19 protein-coding genes are annotated in these 17,497 nt (G+C 45.7%); 3 read left to right on the top strand and 16 right to left on the bottom strand.

Going from position 1 to position 17,497, the window contains the following annotated elements:
- Nucleotides 1–184: 184 nt before the first annotated feature.
- The 7 genes from rlmM to pomA all read right to left on the bottom strand — a co-directional run bounded on the left by rlmM (nucleotide 185) and on the right by pomA (nucleotide 7,328).
- Nucleotides 185–1,276 (bottom strand): 23S rRNA (cytidine(2498)-2'-O)-methyltransferase RlmM, encoded by a 1,092-nt coding sequence (rlmM, locus tag F0228_RS08345; RefSeq protein ID WP_004738523.1) that lies wholly within the window; start codon nucleotides 1,274–1,276, stop codon nucleotides 185–187.
- Entirely contained in the window at nucleotides 1,273–1,671 is a 399-nt protein-coding gene (locus F0228_RS08340) for a DUF423 domain-containing protein (protein ID WP_105057508.1), read from the bottom strand. The genes rlmM and F0228_RS08340 overlap by 4 nt, the downstream gene beginning before the upstream one ends.
- On the bottom strand, nucleotides 1,661–2,284 hold the full coding sequence (locus F0228_RS08335; protein WP_171762106.1) for an alpha/beta fold hydrolase: 624 nt from the start codon (nucleotides 2,282–2,284) through the stop codon (nucleotides 1,661–1,663). The genes F0228_RS08340 and F0228_RS08335 overlap by 11 nt, the downstream gene beginning before the upstream one ends.
- Nucleotides 2,277–3,185 carry a transcriptional regulator GcvA gene (locus F0228_RS08330; RefSeq protein WP_061032573.1) on the bottom strand — a complete coding sequence of 303 codons (909 nt, stop codon included), beginning with the start codon at nucleotides 3,183–3,185 and terminating at the stop codon, nucleotides 2,277–2,279. The genes F0228_RS08335 and F0228_RS08330 overlap by 8 nt, the downstream gene beginning before the upstream one ends.
- Nucleotides 3,186–3,839: 654 nt before the next feature.
- A complete protein-coding gene (thiI, locus tag F0228_RS08325) occupies nucleotides 3,840–5,288 on the bottom strand; it encodes a tRNA uracil 4-sulfurtransferase ThiI (protein ID WP_171762105.1) in 1,449 nt (482 codons plus the stop codon).
- A 315-nt stretch (nucleotides 5,289–5,603) separates the two neighbouring features.
- A complete protein-coding gene (locus F0228_RS08320) occupies nucleotides 5,604–6,551 on the bottom strand; it encodes a flagellar motor protein MotB (protein WP_008218619.1) in 948 nt (315 codons plus the stop codon).
- 12 nt (nucleotides 6,552–6,563) lie between these two features.
- On the bottom strand, nucleotides 6,564–7,328 hold the full coding sequence (pomA, locus tag F0228_RS08315) for a flagellar motor protein PomA (RefSeq protein WP_008218621.1): 765 nt from the start codon (nucleotides 7,326–7,328) through the stop codon (nucleotides 6,564–6,566).
- 297 nt (nucleotides 7,329–7,625) lie between these two features.
- Between pomA and xseB the strand changes: the two genes are divergently transcribed.
- From xseB to dxs, 3 genes are read left to right on the top strand one after another with little or no spacing between them, the layout of a single operon-like run.
- Nucleotides 7,626–7,868, top strand: a complete 243-nt coding sequence (gene xseB / locus F0228_RS08310; RefSeq protein WP_004734405.1) for an exodeoxyribonuclease VII small subunit — start codon at nucleotides 7,626–7,628, stop codon at nucleotides 7,866–7,868.
- Nucleotides 7,869–7,888: 20 nt separating this feature from the next.
- Nucleotides 7,889–8,773 carry a (2E,6E)-farnesyl diphosphate synthase gene (gene ispA / locus F0228_RS08305; protein WP_061032571.1) on the top strand — a complete coding sequence of 295 codons (885 nt, stop codon included), beginning with the start codon at nucleotides 7,889–7,891 and terminating at the stop codon, nucleotides 8,771–8,773.
- A 21-nt stretch (nucleotides 8,774–8,794) separates the two neighbouring features.
- A complete protein-coding gene (gene dxs, locus F0228_RS08300) occupies nucleotides 8,795–10,678 on the top strand; it encodes a 1-deoxy-D-xylulose-5-phosphate synthase (protein ID WP_061032570.1) in 1,884 nt (627 codons plus the stop codon).
- Between the two features lie 117 nt (nucleotides 10,679–10,795).
- Here the strand turns inward: dxs and F0228_RS08295 are convergent, their stop codons facing one another.
- The 9 genes from F0228_RS08295 to nrdR all read right to left on the bottom strand — a co-directional run bounded on the left by F0228_RS08295 (nucleotide 10,796) and on the right by nrdR (nucleotide 17,445).
- Nucleotides 10,796–11,155: a putative quinol monooxygenase gene (locus tag F0228_RS08295; protein WP_171762104.1), complete on the bottom strand. Its 360-nt coding sequence runs from the start codon at nucleotides 11,153–11,155 to the stop codon at nucleotides 10,796–10,798.
- Nucleotides 11,156–11,184: 29 nt separating this feature from the next.
- Nucleotides 11,185–11,691 carry a phosphatidylglycerophosphatase A gene (gene pgpA / locus F0228_RS08290; RefSeq protein WP_008218636.1) on the bottom strand — a complete coding sequence of 169 codons (507 nt, stop codon included), beginning with the start codon at nucleotides 11,689–11,691 and terminating at the stop codon, nucleotides 11,185–11,187.
- Nucleotides 11,691–12,665 (bottom strand): thiamine-phosphate kinase, encoded by a 975-nt coding sequence (gene thiL, locus F0228_RS08285; RefSeq protein WP_171762103.1) that lies wholly within the window; start codon nucleotides 12,663–12,665, stop codon nucleotides 11,691–11,693. Before thiL ends, pgpA begins: the two co-directional genes overlap by 1 nt.
- A gap of 78 nt (nucleotides 12,666–12,743) precedes the next feature.
- Entirely contained in the window at nucleotides 12,744–13,211 is a 468-nt protein-coding gene (gene nusB / locus F0228_RS08280) for a transcription antitermination factor NusB (protein WP_004734399.1), read from the bottom strand.
- The gene (ribE, locus tag F0228_RS08275) at nucleotides 13,211–13,681 is read right to left on the bottom strand and encodes a 6,7-dimethyl-8-ribityllumazine synthase (RefSeq protein ID WP_004741508.1); all 471 of its coding nucleotides are present in this window, start codon (nucleotides 13,679–13,681) and stop codon (nucleotides 13,211–13,213) included. Before ribE ends, nusB begins: the two co-directional genes overlap by 1 nt.
- Nucleotides 13,682–13,960: 279 nt before the next feature.
- A complete protein-coding gene (gene ribBA, locus F0228_RS08270) occupies nucleotides 13,961–15,070 on the bottom strand; it encodes a bifunctional 3,4-dihydroxy-2-butanone-4-phosphate synthase/GTP cyclohydrolase II (RefSeq protein WP_061032568.1) in 1,110 nt (369 codons plus the stop codon).
- A 108-nt stretch (nucleotides 15,071–15,178) separates the two neighbouring features.
- Nucleotides 15,179–15,835 (bottom strand): riboflavin synthase, encoded by a 657-nt coding sequence (locus tag F0228_RS08265; protein ID WP_008218644.1) that lies wholly within the window; start codon nucleotides 15,833–15,835, stop codon nucleotides 15,179–15,181.
- 46 nt (nucleotides 15,836–15,881) lie between these two features.
- On the bottom strand, nucleotides 15,882–16,955 hold the full coding sequence (gene ribD, locus F0228_RS08260; RefSeq protein WP_171762102.1) for a bifunctional diaminohydroxyphosphoribosylaminopyrimidine deaminase/5-amino-6-(5-phosphoribosylamino)uracil reductase RibD: 1,074 nt from the start codon (nucleotides 16,953–16,955) through the stop codon (nucleotides 15,882–15,884).
- 40 nt (nucleotides 16,956–16,995) lie between these two features.
- Nucleotides 16,996–17,445 (bottom strand): transcriptional regulator NrdR, encoded by a 450-nt coding sequence (gene nrdR / locus F0228_RS08255; protein ID WP_008218648.1) that lies wholly within the window; start codon nucleotides 17,443–17,445, stop codon nucleotides 16,996–16,998.
- Nucleotides 17,446–17,497 lie beyond the last annotated feature (52 nt).

Here is a 17,497-nt window from a genome sequence, read left to right as displayed (position 1 = left end):
CTGAAGATAGGTAGCCGTAAGTCTCGATCACTTGCGGCTTTTTTAACATCCAAATACTGAAGTAGCCTGCATTTCGACGATTTTCCTCTTATTTCACGCCTATATTCGAGTTGTTTCATGAACTTCAGATACAAAAAATGCCCCTTAAAGGAGCATTTTTATCACTGGTGTATCAACGCCAATATTAGTGCGGTGAGATATTTGAAAGTGACTGGATATGGACCGTAATTTCTTCGCGGTCATGATATAGGTGCTTCGCCTGCATCTTGAACTTCACTTTGTTCTCAATCAGGAACAGTTTTAGGTTCTCGATATCTTGCAGAACTTCATCGTAACGGCCCTTCATTGGCAGTTTAAGGTTGAATAGTGCTTCTTTCGCCCAACCTTTGATGATCCACTCACCCATAAGGTGTGCAACGCGCGCAGGTTTCTCAACCATGTCACAGATAATCCAAGTTACGTTCTTACGGTCTGGTTCGAACTTAAAGCCATCCACCATGTGGTGTTTGATTTGGCCAGTTTCCATCAAGCTGTCCGCCATCATGCCGTTATCCACACAGTGAACGAACATCGAACGCTTAACCAGTTGGTAAGTCCAACCACCTGGACAGGCGCCTAAGTCTACGCCCCACATACCTGGAGCCAGACGCTCGTCCCACTCATCACGAGGGATGAATACGTGGAATGCTTCTTCTAGCTTCAATGTAGAACGGCTTGGTGCATCAGAAGGGAACTTCAAACGAGGAATGCCCATGAAGAACTGCGAGTTGTTGGTTGGGTAAGAGTAACCAACAAAGCAGTGACCAGGCGCGATGAAGCACAAGTGAAGCACAGGCTTCTTCGCGTTGTCCTTCGCTGTCATCAAACCTTTACCTCGCATTGCTTGACGCATTGGCACAGTAAACTTACGACAGAACTTCAGTAGCTCTTTTGCTTCGTTAGTATCCGGTGTTTCGATACGAATATCACCACAGCGAGGGAAGCCTTCTTTCTCAGAAAGCGCCTCAAGAATTGGAGAGATACGGTCATCGGTTGGCAGATCTTTTATTTCAACGGCTACTGCTAGCATTTGACGAGCAAAGATCAGCGATTGGAAGTCGATCTCTTTGATCAACTTGTCCGCTTCACCAGCTTGGTAACATTCAAACAGTACAAAACCGGTATTGTTCTTTAAGCGAGGAAAACCAAACACTTCCAGTTGTGTTGCCTTGTCTTGAATTTCGCCAGCACATTCTTTTTCAAAACCAGAGCGACAATAAAGTAGTACGTGTTTCACTGAGTTACCTCTTTTATATTCAAAGCAGCGAAGGAGAAGACTCCCCAACCAATGATAAATAGTAGACCACCAAACGGAGTTATTGGGCCAAACCATTTTATTCCTGTCAGTGCCAGCGCATACAGGCTACCACTAAAACAAAGGATGCCGATGATAAAGCAAATTGCCGCAATGAAAAAATATTTTTGTGATTTAGCGCCAAGTTTCATCTGTAGCAGAGCGCCACACGCTAATATCGCTAACGTATGGATAAACTGATACTGAACCCCTGTCTCGAATACGCCCAGAAGATACTCAGATAGAATCGCCTTTAACCCGTGTGCAGCGAACGCACCAAGCATTACAGCAATAGCGCCAGATACACCAGCAAAGGTGAGTAGGTACTTACTCTTCATTAAGCACCTCTTTAATAAATGCAGAAAGCTTCTCAACCGTTAATGCGATGTTCTGCTGTTCTGTGTAGCCAGAGCTCTTGCGCGGCTTGAAGCTGTGATCGCCATCGGGAATAAACTCGACTTGAATAGAATCCGATAGCTCGAAATCGACAAACTCTTCACGCTTACCAAAGGTATCGCGCTCGCCTTGAAGAATCAGACACGGCTTTTGCAAAGAGGCAAGATGCTCACCTTTGTAATTCTCTGGTTTACCCGGAGGGTGGAAAGGGAAACCCAAACAAGCCATTGCTGCGACTTTATCTAGCTCAGATAAGTGGCTCGCCATACGGCCTCCCATCGACTTACCACCAATCACAAGCTTGTCAGCATCAGTTTGCTCAATAATCTCTTGATAGGCTTCAAGCAGCTTAGGCGCTCTATCCGGCGGACGACGCTTACCATCTTCGGCACGCTTAATCATATAAGGGAAATTGAAGCGAACCACTCGTATCCCTTTAAAGGCTAATCCTTTGGCTACCGACTGCATGAATTCATGATCCATACCTGCGCCCGCACCGTGCGCAAAGATAAAGGTGATTGGATTATCTTCACCATCAATAATGATGTTACTCATCTAGTAAATCCTCTTGTTCACTTTGCGCTTTAGCCAGCATCCAATCACGGAAAGTAGCGATACGTCCCATGTCAGCTTGTTTCTCATGACACACCACATAGAAAGCGTTCTTGCTTACCAACACCTCATCAAATGGCGCAATTAAACGACCCGCTTCGATTTCAGGTTGTGCGAGAACGTTGTTACCCAGCGCAATACCCTGCCCGTGCGCGGCAGCTTGCAACACCATGGTTGAGTGGCTGAAGATCGGTCCATGGTTAACATTTACTCCATCGATACCGTTTTGTTTCGCAAACTGTTTCCAATCTTTACGAGACGTGTCATGCAATAGCGTATGACATGTTAAATCTTTTAGAGATTCTAATGGCTTTGTCCCCAGTAACACTGAAGGTGAACACAGTGGAATCAAGTATTCTTGATACAGCTTATCGGCTCTCAGTCCCGGCCAATTTCCTCGACCGTAGTAAATAGCCACGTCCACATCATCCGTCAACGAGCCTTCATCCATATCAACCGCTTTGATTCGAACATCAATATCAGGTTCTTGTTGATTAAAGTCAGCAAGCCTTGGCACCAACCACTGAATCGCGAAGCTTGGGGGTAAACTGATGGTTAACGCGCCCTTCTCACTTCTCTCAAGCACCTTATCAGTTGCCTCAGCCAGCGATGTAAATATATCTTTGATATCTAAGAAGTAGCTCTGCCCTTCTTCTGTAAGCAGTAAAGAGCGGTTTCTACGGCGAAAAAGCTTCAAAGACAGAAACTCTTCAAGCGCTTTGATCTGATGACTCACCGCAGCTTGAGTAACAAACAACTCTTCAGCGGCACGCGTAAAACTCAAGTGTCGAGCCGCAGCTTCAAACACTCTTAACGAGTTTAATGGGGGTAATCGACGAGACATAGTTACTCTCTAAATAAGCATTAGTTTTTTTTATCTGAAACATTATAATTTGTCCATTGCCTAGCGGCTAGAGAAATTCTATATTTCATTCCGCAGCAGCTAGCCTGAACGGCTTGATTCTCTCTAGAATCAATTGGCTCAGCTCCTGCGATGTTGTGTTTGCAAACTCGTACTTTTCGAGTTGGGTAGAGTTCTACCAAATGTTTTGTTACAGCTACGCGCTGAAACGAGGCATCTACTTCCTGTATTTATTTTGACCTGTCTGTCAAATTTGTTTACACCGCCTATAAGGCGGTGTTTTTTTATGCCCAAAGCAAAGTAACAACAAGTTTATCAATAGCTGTACTAATTAATCCTTACTATTTCTTTACTCTAATCACAAAATGTAACGCCCGCTTACTTAAACAATCATACGCATACAAAAATAAGCATTTAATTGCACCTTTTAGTAACAATGCAAATGCTAACAGTGCAAACTAAAAATCGATTTATAACATCAGCTTGGGTGTAAACAAAAAGACCATACGAGCAACACAGTGGAACAACTGTATCGATTACAGAATAACAATCAACCGGTAAATAAAAAGCCGCTTACTTTTCAGTAAGCGGCTTTCTGTATCTGTTACAACCTAAGTCGTGCTCTAAGCTAGCAGACTATGGGCGGTAAACCTTAACATTCTTGAAGCCCTGCTCTTGCAGGTAAAGCGCTTGCAGACGGCTCATAACACCGCGGTCACAGTACAGTAGGTACTCTTTACCTTGGTCTAAGTCACCAAATTGCGTCGCTAACTTGTAGAAAGGAAGGTGTTTTACATCAACGCCATCGATTTCTAATGGGCTTTCGTCTTCTTCGTCTGGGCTACGAATATCAAGGACGATAGCGTGCTCAGCAACAGCTTGAACCTGTTCCACTTCTGGAGCTTGCTCTTGGCTCTCTTTCTCAATGTCACGGATATCCATAACACGAGCGTTCTCGATCACTTTCTCTAGCACTTCAAAGTTAAACTTAGCTTCTTCTGCTTCAAGTTTACCTTTCTTCGCTTTCACTGTTGGCTTCTTAGAGATAACACCACAGTATTCTGGCATTACTTTCGCGAAGTCTTCAGTGCCGATCTCGCGCGCAAGATCAATGATGTCTTCTTTGTCCCAGTTGATAAGTGGACGAAGGATCAGCGTATCCGTTACGTTATCGATGTGACGCAGGTTAGTTAGTGTTTGGCTTGATACCTGACCTAGTGCTTCACCAGTAACCAATGCTTCGATCTTGAACTTATCTGCAACCATGCCACCAGCACGCATGAACATACGCTTAAGCACCACGCCCATTTGGCCGTCTTCTACGTTCTCAAGGATTTCAGCAACAACCGGTTCGAAATCAACAGAGATGAACTTCACTTTTGCCGAAGAACCGTACTTGTTCCATAGGTAATGAGCCACTTGCTTAACGCCAATCTCGTGCGCAGGACCGCCAAGGTTGAAGAAACAGTAGTGAACTTTAGAGCCACGTTTGATGTGTAGGTAGCTTGATACGCCAGAGTCAAAGCCGCCAGAGATCAAGCTCAATAGGTCTTCTTGAGTACCAAGAGGAAAACCACCAAGGCCCTTGTGGCGAGCGAGAACTTGGTTAAGTTTGTCGTTCGCAACTTCAACTTTAACCGTAACTTCTGGATCTTTCAGCTTAACGCGTGCCGACTCAACCGCTTGGTTCAGACCGCCACCTACGTAGCGCTCAAGCTCGATAGACGTAAACTCATGCTTACCACGACGCTTAGCACGAACAGAGAATGTTTTACCTTCAATGTCAGCACGGCTGCGCTCTAATACTTGCTCATAGATATCGTGCAAGTCTTTGAATTCAGACTGTTGAACTTCAAGAGAGTGGTGAATACCAGGAGTGTGAGTCAGAGCCTCTAACACTTCTGTGTAGTACTTATCACTCTCAGACGTCACTTCGATATGGTCACGACGGTTAAATACCGCAACACCTTCACAGCGACGCTGAATAACGTTACGAATGTTGCACTCTAGAATCCTTGTGAAGCGCTTACGCACCGATTCACTTTTTACAAAAATTTCCGGATGGGGCTTAACAATAAATTTCATAGTACGTTCACAACATTAATGTTCAAAGTTTTTAAAAGGCTCTTCGCCAAGTAAATTGGAGAATTTACACAGCACTTGAAGCAAGAGTAGATCATATCTAAATCTAAGGGCGCGAATTATACATGAGAAAGTGAAACAAGGAAAAGAGTGCTTGCTTAGGCACCAGTAATAAATGCGCACCTTATTAAAAATAGCATGCTTACTCACTGCCGGTAGACAAAGAGGTCAATCAACCGTTCATCGCCCAAATAAAAAGCCCAACCTCATCATAAGGTTGGGCTTTCTGGTCAATTACATCTCTCGAGATAACTCAGGCTATTGAGAGATAGCTGGGACTTCGTCACTGTATAGCGGCTCACCTTGCATAATGCTGATTTCTACACGGCGGTTTAGGCTGCGCTGCCATTCAGTATCGTTAGGCTCTACTGGCTCTGTATCCGCCATACCACGTACTCTCAAACGTTGATGAGAGAATCCGCGAACCTTTTCCATCTCTTGAGCAACAGATACCGCTCGCTGAGATGACAGATCCCAATTCGAGCGATACAGCTCAGAATCAAGACGTTGATTATCAGTGTGACCTGAGATTCGAACAATGCCCGGAACATCTTTCACCAATTCAGCCACCTGTCTCACCAAAGGTCGAAACTTAGGCTGTAAGAAAGCAGAGCCCGATGGGAATGCACCCTTCTCACGAATTCGAATCACAATCTGTTGGCCTAGATTTTCCACCTCAATCGCGCCTTGGTCGATCTCTCGTTCCAACGCCTTCTTGATGCTTTCCATCAAGGTTTCCATCTCTTGAGATTGAGCTTCGGCTTGCTGTTGCTGTTGGTCTGACTCAGAGTTTTGGTTGTCGTGAGTCGATACCTCTGGCGACTTGCCTCCAGTCATCTTGCCTTGGTCACGCATGGTACCACCAGCGCGCTCAGATTCACCTTCATGAAATTCCAACGTCTGCTGAGTGATATCTATCGTTTGCTGCATGATCACATCAATTGGCGTTGGCTCTGGGCGACCAGGGCGAAACTCTTGTGCAATGATGCTGGTCCCTTTCGGGATGTCTTTGACTTCTAGGCGGTTCTGCACACCAAATGCGAACTTCATCGAGCCAGCGATCTGCTTAAACTTCAGTACATCCATCTCAGAGAATGAGAGTAGAAGTACGAAGAAACACATCAGCAGTGACATCAAGTCAGCAAATGTTCCCATCCATTGAGGTAACCCCGGAGGAGGACATTTACATGGATTCTCTTCATCCATCTTCAACTCCTCTTACGCAGGTTCACCATCAATCGTACGCTTACCTTCATTTAGGTAACTCTTCAGGTAACCATCAATAACTCGTGGGTTTTGACCATCTTGAATCGCTAACACACCATCCATCACCAAACGACGGTTCAGTGTCTCTTGGTCACGACGCAGTGCAAGCTTGTCTGCGATAGGGAAAAACACCATGTTCGATAGAATTGCGCCATACAGCGTAGTCAAGAGTGCAACTGCCATCGCAGGGCCGATCGCTTTAGGGTCATCCATGTTCGAAAGCATGGCAACCAGACCCACCAAGGTACCGATCATACCCATTGCAGGAGAAACATCACCAAATGCAGAGAACACCTTCGCCCCCTGTTCATGACGCTCGGTGGTTAGCGCAATATCTTTTTGCAATGCAGCACGCACTACATCACCATCATGACCATCGACTAACAGGTCGATGCCCTTTTGCATAAAGCTGTTGCTGATTTCCATCTCTTCGAGTGCTAAGAAGCCACCTTTACGAGCAGCATCTGCCATTTCAACAATTTTAGCGATAAGGTCTTCTGGCTCATCGGCTTTAAACATAAAAGCTTTGCCGGCAATCTTAGTCGCGCCAAAGAACTGTCCCATGGTGAACTTCATCAGAACAACAAACGTTGAACCGCCAACCACGATCAATATGGATGTCGTATCATAGAACATCCCGAGGCTTCCACCTAGGATCATTGCCATGATTACAAAGGCAAATCCACCAATCAAACCTATTAGGGTTGCTAAATCCACTGAGCACTCCTCATGCTTTTTTGTAGCTCTATGTCGACGATAATCTTTTTATCGGCAAGACTATAAGATCTTTTAGTAAATTCTTGGCCTAAATATCACACTTTTGCTTTTTGTATCACAACTATTACCCGCTTCCCCGTTCTCGAGCAGTCATAAACTCGATAAAGGTGAGGTTATTAGATGAAAGTGGCTTCAAGCCTCTTAAAAACGAACTTTCTAGCAAAATTTATTGGTTACATTTGACCATCTCAACGCCCTAAGGTAACGTTCGTTCATCTTTCCAAACGCAGATTTATTATGGCTACTAAGAAACCTGAAAATATGAGCTTTGAAGCGGCAATCGAAGAGCTCGACGGCTTGGTTGATCAACTAGAAAACGGTGATCTAGCTTTAGATGATGCGCTGAAAAAATTTGAACGAGGTATCTCCCTCGCTCGTGCCGGTCAAAGCAAACTAAACGATGCTGAACAGCGTGTTAGCATCCTACTGCAAAATGATGAAAACGCAGAACTTAGTGACTTTAACCCACAACCAGAATAACGAATTGTATGAGATCCCCTATGATCGAGACTTTATTGTCTTATCAGGCACGTAATAACGAGCAACTGAACCTTTGGCTTGATCGCCTGCCACACCAAAATCAGAACCTGATCAACGCAATGCGTTATGGGTTACTTTTAGGCGGCAAACGCGCGCGTCCATTTCTTGTCTATATTACAGGGGAGATGCTCGGTTGCACCGCTGAAGAGCTCGACACTCCAGCTTCTGCAGTCGAATGTATTCATGCCTACTCTCTGATTCACGACGACCTGCCAGCAATGGATGACGACGAACTGCGTCGTGGCCATCAGACTTGTCACATCAAATTCGATGAAGCGACCGCCATTTTAACGGGCGATGCCCTACAAACTCTGGCATTTACTATACTTGCAGAAGGCACATTAAGTGCTGACGGGGAAAGCAATCGCGTTCGAATGATTCAACGCCTAGCTGAAGCCTCTGGTGCTCAAGGTATGTGTATTGGTCAGGCGCTCGATATCGAAGCTGAAAACCGCGCGGTTACGCTAGAAGAACTGGAAGAAGTTCACCGCAATAAAACGGGCGCTCTTATGAAAAGTGCCATCCGTTTAGGTGCACTGGCTGCAGGTGAAAAAGCGTTTGAGGTGCTCCCTCAATTAGATAAATACGCAGATGCCATCGGGTTAGCCTTCCAAGTTCAAGACGATATCTTAGATATCATTGGCGACACCGAAACTTTGGGTAAACCACAGGGTTCTGACCAAGGTTTGAACAAAAGCACCTACCCTTCTTTGCTAGGTTTAGAGGGCGCTCAAGAAAAAGCGCAATCTCTACTGCAGGAAGCGCTTCAAGCTTTGGCTGCAATCCCATACAATACCCAGTTACTCGAAGAGTTCGCCCGATACGTCATCGAGCGCAAGAACTAAGACAATAAGCGCGCATTACCTATGACTCTTGATATATCAAAGTACCCAACTCTTGCTTTGGCTGATAAGCCAGAGGATTTGCGTCTTCTCCCGAAAGAGACGCTAACACAGCTTTGTGATGAATTACGCACCTATCTTCTTAACTCAGTGAGCCAATCAAGTGGCCACTTAGCGTCAGGTCTAGGTACGGTAGAGCTCACTGTAGCTCTGCATTATGTGTACAACACGCCTTTTGACCAGTTGGTTTGGGATGTTGGCCACCAAGCATACCCGCACAAAATTCTTACTGGTCGTCGCGACCGTTTGTCGACTATCCGTCAAAAAGATGGACTACACCCATTCCCATGGCGTGAAGAGAGCGAGTACGACACCCTTTCTGTTGGTCACTCTTCAACATCGATCAGTGCTGCACTCGGTATGGCGATCAGCGCGAAGAAAGAAGGCAAGAACCGTAAAGTTGTGAGTGTGATTGGTGACGGTGCTATTACTGCCGGTATGGCATTTGAAGCCATGAATCACGCGGGCGATGTTCACAATGACATGCTGGTTATCCTTAACGATAACGAGATGTCGATTTCTGAAAACGTAGGCGCGCTGAACAACCACCTAGCTCAAGTTCTTTCTGGCAGTCTTTACACGTCTATTCGTGAGGGCGGCAAGAAAGTGCTATCTGGTGTTCCACCGATTAAAGAGCTAGTTCGTCGTACAGAAGAACATCTTAAAGGCATGGTTGTTCCTGGCACCATGTTTGAAGAGCTAGGCTTTAATTACATTGGCCCAGTAGACGGCCACGATGTAAACGAGCTGATTAAAACGCTTAAGAACATGAGAGACCTAAAAGGTCCTCAGTTCCTGCATATCATGACCAAGAAAGGTAAAGGCTACGAGCCAGCAGAGAAAGATCCAATTGGCTACCACGGCGTACCTAAATTCGATCCTGCACACTCAAGCCTGCCTAAGAGCACCAGCTCTAAGCCAACGTTTTCTAAGATTTTTGGTGACTTCTTATGTGATATGGCTGCGCAAGATCCTAAGCTGATGGCTATCACGCCAGCAATGCGTGAAGGATCAGGCATGGTGCGTTTCTCGAAAGAGTACCCAGAACAATACTTCGATGTTGCCATTGCTGAGCAGCACGCAGTAACGCTGGCAACCGGTATGGCGATTGCGGGTGATAAGCCGATTGTCGCTATCTACTCGACATTCCTACAACGTGGCTACGATCAACTGATCCACGATGTGGCTATCATGGATCTACCGGTTATGTTCGCGATTGACCGTGCAGGTCTTGTGGGTGCCGACGGTCAAACACACCAAGGTGCGTTCGACTTAAGCTTCATGCGCTGCATTCCAAACATGGTGATCATGGCACCAAGCGACGAAAACGAATGTCGCCAAATGCTTTACACTGGCCACCAGCACAATGGACCAAGTGCGGTTCGATACCCTCGTGGTAATGGCATGGGCACAGAGATTCAAAGTGAGTTTACTGCACTTGAGATTGGTAAAGGCCGTATCGTTCGTGAAAGCTCAAAAGCAAAAGATGGCGCTAAGGTTGCTATCCTAAGCTTTGGTACTTTCCTAGAAAATGCACTTCAAACCGCTGATGCAATGGATGCGACCGTTGCAGACATGCGCTTTGTTAAGCCGCTAGATGAAGCTCTAATCAAACAACTTGCCGCTGACCACGATGTACTGGTGACTATCGAAGAGAATGCGATTGCCGGTGGTGCAGGTGCAGGTGTGATTGAATTCTTGATGCAAGAGAAATTGCTAATGCCAGTACTGAACCTTGGCCTACCAGACAAGTTCATTGCTCAAGGCACTCAAGGTGAACTGCATGAAGAGCTAGGCTTAGACGCGAAAGGTATTGAGAAGTCTATCTCTGAGTACCTTGCTAAATAGCTTTCAGTAGCGAACTGCATAAGCAACAAGACAAAAAAAGGTTGGCCCTAGGGTCAACCTTTTTAGTATTCGCTAACTCATTAGCTAGTCATTGTTTAAGTCAGTTGTTACAGCAAATTAGCAGCACGGCTTAAGAACAGGTGCGTCGTAACTCTCTGGTTCATCAGAGTAGATAGCAACATTAAAGTTCTCAACTAAGCCTGTTTCATCAACACACTGCTCTTGAAAGAACTGTTGAATTTCACGACGTTGACAATGTGCTTCAAATGCTTCGTTATCTGCCCAAATTTCGTTGAAAGCAATCGGGAAGCTCTGACCTTCAGCAAACGGGCTCTGGATGTGACGAGTTACTGTGTATTGAATACAACCATCTTCACGCAGAGTGTTTGGCTCTAGTGCTTTTAAAACCTCAAAAAGTTCGTTCAACTTGCCTTCTTTCGGTTGAAATTGAGCGATGCAGTAAACCTTCTTAGACATTGTAATTCCTTGTTTTATCTTATCTTTAATTAAACTAGCCAACCTGCGAAATGGGCCACAGCATACAGAGAAATCGCCGCCATAATACCTGCCACAATATCATCAATCATGATACCCAAACCGCCATGAATTCGAGCATCCAACCAGCCAATTGGCCACGGTTTTACCATGTCGAAGAAGCGGAATAGAACAAAGCCCGTCAACAACCATTTCCAATCATCGGCAGGAATGCTCAACATTGGCACTAGGCTCATGGTGATCCAAAAGCCCGCAAACTCATCCCATACGATAGAGCCGTGGTCATGTACGCCCATGTCATCTGAGGTCACTTGGCAGATTTTGATACCAATAATGCAGCTTATCACTACCACCGCGACATAAGCCGGGAACGGCAATTGAACCAATAATAGGTACAGAGGAATCGAGGCGAGTGTACCCATGGTTCCAGGAATAATAGGCGATAAGCCACTGCCAAAACCCGTTGCTAGAAAGTGCCAAGGGTTTTTAAGAGAGATTGCAGATAGTGGGTTTGTCATCAATTAACCTTAAAGTGATCGTAACCGGTTAAGCTCCAGCTCAGCGGTTCACCATTATTGTGTAGTTCAAAGTATTCTACAGGTCTTATTTGACCAATACAGGTGACTTTTGTTCCAGTGTGTGACAAAGCACTTTCAAGAGAGCCTTTGTTTTCTTCAGGGACGGTAAAGCAAAGCTCATACTCTTCACCACTGGTCAGCGCATACTGCTGCGCCGTAGCGATATCAGGGGCAAACTGACGTAATTCAGGTGAGATAGGTAAAGTACTCACATCAATACTTGCACCCACCTGTGAGCGCTTAAGGATGTGTTTGAGATCTGCAATAACACCATCTGAGATATCAATAGCCGACGAAGCAAGATTGACAAGCGCTTGACCCGCTAACACTCGTGGAGAACTGATATAGTGTCTCTCTTCAAGCTCCCTCGCATACGGCTTAGCTTGGTTTTTATCAGGGTCTAATAGAACCTCTAGACCAGCCTTGCTGTCGCCCAGATTACCTGTCACGTAAATCCAATCCCCGACTTTCGCGCCATCTCTACGTAGGGCTTTCCCTTCTGGCACAAAGCCTTGTACCGTCAATGTTAGGCTCAGCGGCCCCTTTGTAGTGTCACCACCAATTAACTGAATACCAAAGTAGTCTGCAAGTTTGAAAAAAGAGTCGCAGAACGGCGCTAACCAAGCTTCATCTACTTCAGGCATGGTTAAGGCAAAAGAGACCCACGCCGGCGTTGCACCCATCGCAGCCAGATCACTGATGTTTGAAGCCAATGCTTTGTGTGCGACCCAAGCTGGGTTTGCTTCTGCTAAGAAGTGAGTACCCGCCACTAAGGTATCTGTGCTGATCGCGATCTCAACATTACTTGGCGCTTTAACCAAAGCGCAATCATCACCAGCGGCGAGGTGCACGTCTTTACGTTGAGGCTGTCGGTTTACGAAATATTTATCGATTAGGTTGAATTCACCAGACATCACATGCCCTATCTTTGGAATTTACTAACAAAAAAGGCCAGCATGAAAGCTGACCTTTAGATTCAATATACGTAGAGATTACTTCTTACGTACGTGTGGCGCTGCTTTATCAAGCACACCATTCACAAACTTATGGCTGTCTTCTGCTGCGAATACTTTCGCAAGCTCGATAGCTTCGTTGATAACCACTTTGTATGGTACATCTTCGCGACGAGTCATCTCGTACATAGCTAAACGTAGAAGAGCAAGTTCCATTAAGTCCAGATCTTGCATCGGGCGAGATACGAATGGACGAAGCTTGCTATCAAGTTCCATGTGACTAAGAGCAACACCAGTTAGTAGGTCGCGGAAGTATGCAACGTCTGTTTCTGGCATAGCAAGTGCAGGTTCTGCAGCATGATGTTCTTCTTCATCATACTTACCACCAGATAAGAACTGTTCTTCAACGGTAGCAATATTTTCTTTAGTAATTTGCCAAGAATAAATTGCTTGTAGAGCAAATTGACGTGCGTTACGACGTGCGGCTGGTTTCACACTGGCCCCCATTAGGAATCGATTTCAGAAAGAACGTTGATCATCTCAAGTGCGCTTAGTGCAGCTTCTGCACCTTTATTACCAGCCTTGGTTCCTGCGCGTTCAATAGCTTGATCGATCGTATCAACAGTTAGTACGCCGAATGCAACTGGAAGAGAGTATTCCAGAGACACTTGCGCCAAACCTTTATTACATTCACTACAAACATAGTCAAAATGAGGCGTACCGCCACGAATTACTGTACCAAGAGATACAATCGCGTCGAACTTACCTGTTTTTGCAACGCGTTGCGCTACAAGTGGAAGTTCTACTGCACCAGGACAACGAACAACAGTGATGTTGTCTTCGCTTACTTGTCCGTGACGTTTTAAAGTATCGATTGCACCAGAAAGTAAACTTTCGTTAATAAAACTGTTGAAACGAGCAATAACGATAGCAATTTTTGCATTTGGCGCTGGGAAGCCACCCTCGATCACTTTCATAAGCCTTCCTTTAACTATTTTCATCAAGTGAGAATCGCCGGATTCTAGCATAAAACTGTGAGCAATATCTAATGCTAATTTAGAAGAACAGACACCGGAGATGTAAAGATGATAGCCAAGCCTCGCTCCCAACTATTTAGGAGCAACAGGTCGCTAAGCGCCAACGCTTGATACGATAAAAGTCAGGCTCAGCGACTGGGCTCTTTTTGTCCGATTTCGAACCAAAAGAGCCGCTCAAATCATCATAAAATATGTTGCTATAAACTAGTATGTAAGTGGTTACTCACAAACGTATTCAACAACGTTAAGACCAAAACCACCAAGAGCATGGTAACGCTTAGTGCTTGAAGACAATAGGCGCATATCATGAACGCCTAGGTCTTGTAGAATTTGAGAGCCGACACCAACGCGACGAGAAGTACCTTGCTTCTTAGCCATAGTTGGTTGCTCGTTCTTATCTTGAGCTTCGAATGTCTTCACTTTGTGAATCAAAGAATCAGACGACTCTTCGTTGCCTAGAATAACCAACACACCACCTTCGTCGCCAATGCGCTTCATCGCCTTATCTAGCGACCAGCTACGCTCAGTACCACGATCAGAATGAAGCAGATCGGTGAAGGTATCATGTAGGTGAACACGAACCAGTGGAGCTTTACCCGTTAGGTCACCTTTTTGCATTGCATAGTGGATTTGGTTGTCGATAGTGTCACGGTAAGTCACGAGTTCAAAGTCACCGAACTCAGTCGGTAGGTGACACTGTGCAACGCGCTCAATCGTGGTTTCTGTGTTGTTACGGTATTCGATCAAGTCGGCAATCGTGCCTAGCTTGATGTCGTGCTTTTCAGCAAACACTTCAAGATCAGGGCGACGAGCCATGGTGCCGTCATCATTTAGGATCTCAACGATAACCGATGCAGGCTCACAACCCGCTAAACGTGCTAAATCACAACCCGCTTCAGTGTGACCGGCGCGAGTTAGAACACCACCCTCTTGTGCTGTTAGCGGGAAGATGTGACCAGGTTGAACAAGGTCAGCCGCTTTTGCATCTTTCGCAACAGCTGCTTGAACCGTCACAGCGCGGTCAGACGCAGAAATACCTGTAGTTACACCCTCAGCAGCTTCAATCGAAACGGTAAAGTTAGTGGTGTACTGTGCGTTGTTGTCTTGAACCATAGGCGCAAGACCCATGCGGCTTGAACGCTCTTTAGTCAAGGTTAGGCAGATTAAACCACGGCCGTACATCGCCATGAAGTTAATCGCTTCTGGCGTCACATGTTCTGCTGCCATGATCAGATCGCCTTCATTTTCGCGATCTTCATCATCCATCAGGATAACCATTTTTCCTAGGCGAATGTCTTCAATAATTTCTTGAGGAGTACTAATTGGCATTGTTCTATATCCTTTGAAATGGTTCTGCTTCCTAGAACCGACACTATTTAAACCTGATGATATTGCTTCGCTCTACAAAGTGACGCTCAGCGCACTTCATATCACCGATTAGGCAAAACCATTCTGTTGTAAGAATTCCATCGTCAATCGAGATTCAGGTTCAGACTCTTGTTGCTGACCTTGGAGTAGGCGCTCCATGTAGCGCGCTAACACATCCACTTCTAGATTCACTTTACGACCAACATGAAATTGATCGATGGTGGTTTCTGAAGAGGTATGAGGAACAATCGTCAGCTTAAATGCATTCTTACGTAAATCGTTCACAGTAAGACTAATGCCATCGACGGTAATCGAGCCTTTTTGAGCAACGTACTTTGAGATTTCAGCGGGCATTTCGACCCAGAACTCAATCGCACGGCCTACTTGGTTGCGCTCAACAATCTCGCCTACACCATCTACGTGACCCGATACGATATGACCACCGAAACGTGTCGTCGGGAGCATCGCTTTCTCTAGGTTCACCTTGTCACCCGCTTGGTAATCAACAAAGCCCGTTTTTTTCAGGGTCTCAAGTGACAAATCAGCACTGTAGCTGTGGTCGTTAAATTCCACGACCGTCAAACACACACCGTTGGTTGCGATGCTATCGCCTAACTGAACGTCGGCCATATCAAGCTTACCCACGTTAACCGTTACGGTAATGTCTTCTCCGCGGGGAGTGATTGCACTCAATGTACCTACGGCTTCTACAATTCCTGTAAACATTTTAAAACTCTTTTTGTTGTCAACGACATGTATGTAGTTGGAGTGACTATTTCGAGATTGGTTTAGCCACGATGCGAATATCCACACCAACCTGTCGAACATCTTTAATTTCTAGGTCAATAACATCAGACATCGAAGTGAGCCCTAACGCGCCCATCAAACCTCTTCCGTCACTGCCCATAAGTTTAGGAGCTAAATAGAGGATTAGCTCATCCACCAGCTGTGCTTCAATCAAGCTTTTTGCCAATGTTGCACCCGCTTCGACCCAAATATGGTCGATATGATTAGCAGGTAATTGGCGCATCAAATCGTGTAAATCTAACTGGCCTGTATCAGTAGTACCGACCTCAATGTCAGCAGACGCCTCTGCGACTCTTAATACAGGTGTTGGCGATTGGTATAACTTGAGCTCAGGGCGCAGTTGGTTTCGACGATCAAGAATCACACGAATAGGCTGACGCACATCAGCTTCAGCATAATGAGCTTGTGCGCTACTTGGTAATTCAGCCCAGCGAACATTCAGTGAAGCGTTATCATCAATCACCGTTTGGCTGGTTGATAACACTGCGCCCGCCTTTGCTCGATAATTTTGAACATCACGGCGCGCTGCTGGCGATGTGATCCACTGGCTCTGACCATTTGCTAGCGCCGTTTGCCCATCGAGACTGGCTGCCATCTTAAGCTGAACAAAAGGCATGCCTGTTTGCATGCGTTTAATAAATGCAGGGTTCAAGTCTAAAGCATCTTGCTCCAGTAAACCGATTTCAACTTCAATGCCCGCATCACGCAGCATTTTGATGCCACGACCAGCGACTTTCGGGTTTGGATCCTGCATCGCACAAATGACTTTAGCCACTTGAGCCTTAATCAAGCCCTCGGCACACGGTGGTGTACGACCATAATGAGAACAAGGTTCCAGTGTGACATAAGCCGTCGCACCTTTTGCCTTATCACCCGCCATTCGCATGGCATGCACTTCAGCATGAGGTTCACCCGCTTTGGCGTGAAAGCCTTCACCAACAATTTGTCCATTGGTTTGTACAATCACACAACCGACATTTGGGTTTGGCGCAGTAGTGTAAATGCCGCGTTTAGCTAAATGGATAGCACGCGACATCATTTGATAATCTAGGGGAGAAAAGTTAGACATGACTGAGGGATTAATCCTCTAATTTAGCGATTTCTTCGCCAAACTCTCGAATGTCTTCAAAGCTGCGGTAAACAGAAGCAAAACGGATGTACGCGACTTTGTCTAACTCTTTTAATTGGCTCATGACTAGGTTACCAATCATTTCGCTTGGAACTTCACGCTCACCTGTTGCACGGAGTTGTGACTTAATATTACTGATAGCAAGCTCGATCGCATCAGCACTTACAGGGCGTTTTTCCAGAGCACGTTGCACACCACCAACCATTTTATCTTCGTTAAACGGTTCGCGGTTTCCATTCGACTTAATGACTTTCGGCATCACAAGTTCTGCCGATTCGAACGTAGTGAAACGCTCGCTACATGCAAGGCATTGACGGCGACGACGAACCTGATGGCCATCAGCAACCAGTCTTGAATCGATTACTTTAGTGTCGTTCTCTGAACAAAAAGGACAATGCATATCACCTCCAAATAATTGATTATCAGTGTAACGGAATTGCCAAACGTTAGGA

The sequence above is a fragment of the Vibrio sp. 99K-1 genome, from assembly GCF_013114585.1.
Classification (GTDB): domain Bacteria; phylum Pseudomonadota; class Gammaproteobacteria; order Enterobacterales; family Vibrionaceae; genus Vibrio; species Vibrio chagasii_B.
This window is presented reverse-complemented; position numbering and strand designations above follow the sequence as displayed.

Bases quoted from the DNA above. Each gene is read 5' to 3' on its own strand.
- F0228_RS08340 (WP_105057508.1), bottom strand. From the start codon at position 1,671: ATGAAGAGTAAGTACCTACTCACCTTTGCTGGTGTATCTGGCGCTATT.
- F0228_RS08335 (WP_171762106.1), bottom strand. From the start codon at position 2,284: ATGAGTAACATCATTATTGATGGTGAAGATAATCCAATCACCTTTATC.
- F0228_RS08330 (WP_061032573.1), bottom strand. From the start codon at position 3,185: ATGTCTCGTCGATTACCCCCATTAAACTCGTTAAGAGTGTTTGAAGCT.
- thiI (WP_171762105.1), bottom strand. From the start codon at position 5,288: ATGAAATTTATTGTTAAGCCCCATCCGGAAATTTTTGTAAAAAGTGAA.
- F0228_RS08320 (WP_008218619.1), bottom strand. From the start codon at position 6,551: ATGGATGAAGAGAATCCATGTAAATGTCCTCCTCCGGGGTTACCTCAA.
- xseB (WP_004734405.1), top strand. From the start codon at position 7,626: ATGGCTACTAAGAAACCTGAAAATATGAGCTTTGAAGCGGCAATCGAA.
- ispA (WP_061032571.1), top strand. From the start codon at position 7,889: ATGATCGAGACTTTATTGTCTTATCAGGCACGTAATAACGAGCAACTG.
- dxs (WP_061032570.1), top strand. From the start codon at position 8,795: ATGACTCTTGATATATCAAAGTACCCAACTCTTGCTTTGGCTGATAAG.
- F0228_RS08295 (WP_171762104.1), bottom strand. From the start codon at position 11,155: ATGTCTAAGAAGGTTTACTGCATCGCTCAATTTCAACCGAAAGAAGGC.
- pgpA (WP_008218636.1), bottom strand. From the start codon at position 11,691: ATGACAAACCCACTATCTGCAATCTCTCTTAAAAACCCTTGGCACTTT.
- thiL (WP_171762103.1), bottom strand. From the start codon at position 12,665: ATGTCTGGTGAATTCAACCTAATCGATAAATATTTCGTAAACCGACAG.
- nusB (WP_004734399.1), bottom strand. From the start codon at position 13,211: ATGGGGGCCAGTGTGAAACCAGCCGCACGTCGTAACGCACGTCAATTT.
- ribE (WP_004741508.1), bottom strand. From the start codon at position 13,681: ATGAAAGTGATCGAGGGTGGCTTCCCAGCGCCAAATGCAAAAATTGCT.
- ribBA (WP_061032568.1), bottom strand. From the start codon at position 15,070: ATGCCAATTAGTACTCCTCAAGAAATTATTGAAGACATTCGCCTAGGA.
- F0228_RS08265 (WP_008218644.1), bottom strand. From the start codon at position 15,835: ATGTTTACAGGAATTGTAGAAGCCGTAGGTACATTGAGTGCAATCACT.
- ribD (WP_171762102.1), bottom strand. From the start codon at position 16,955: ATGATGTCGCGTGCTATCCATTTAGCTAAACGCGGCATTTACACTACT.
- nrdR (WP_008218648.1), bottom strand. From the start codon at position 17,445: ATGCATTGTCCTTTTTGTTCAGAGAACGACACTAAAGTAATCGATTCA.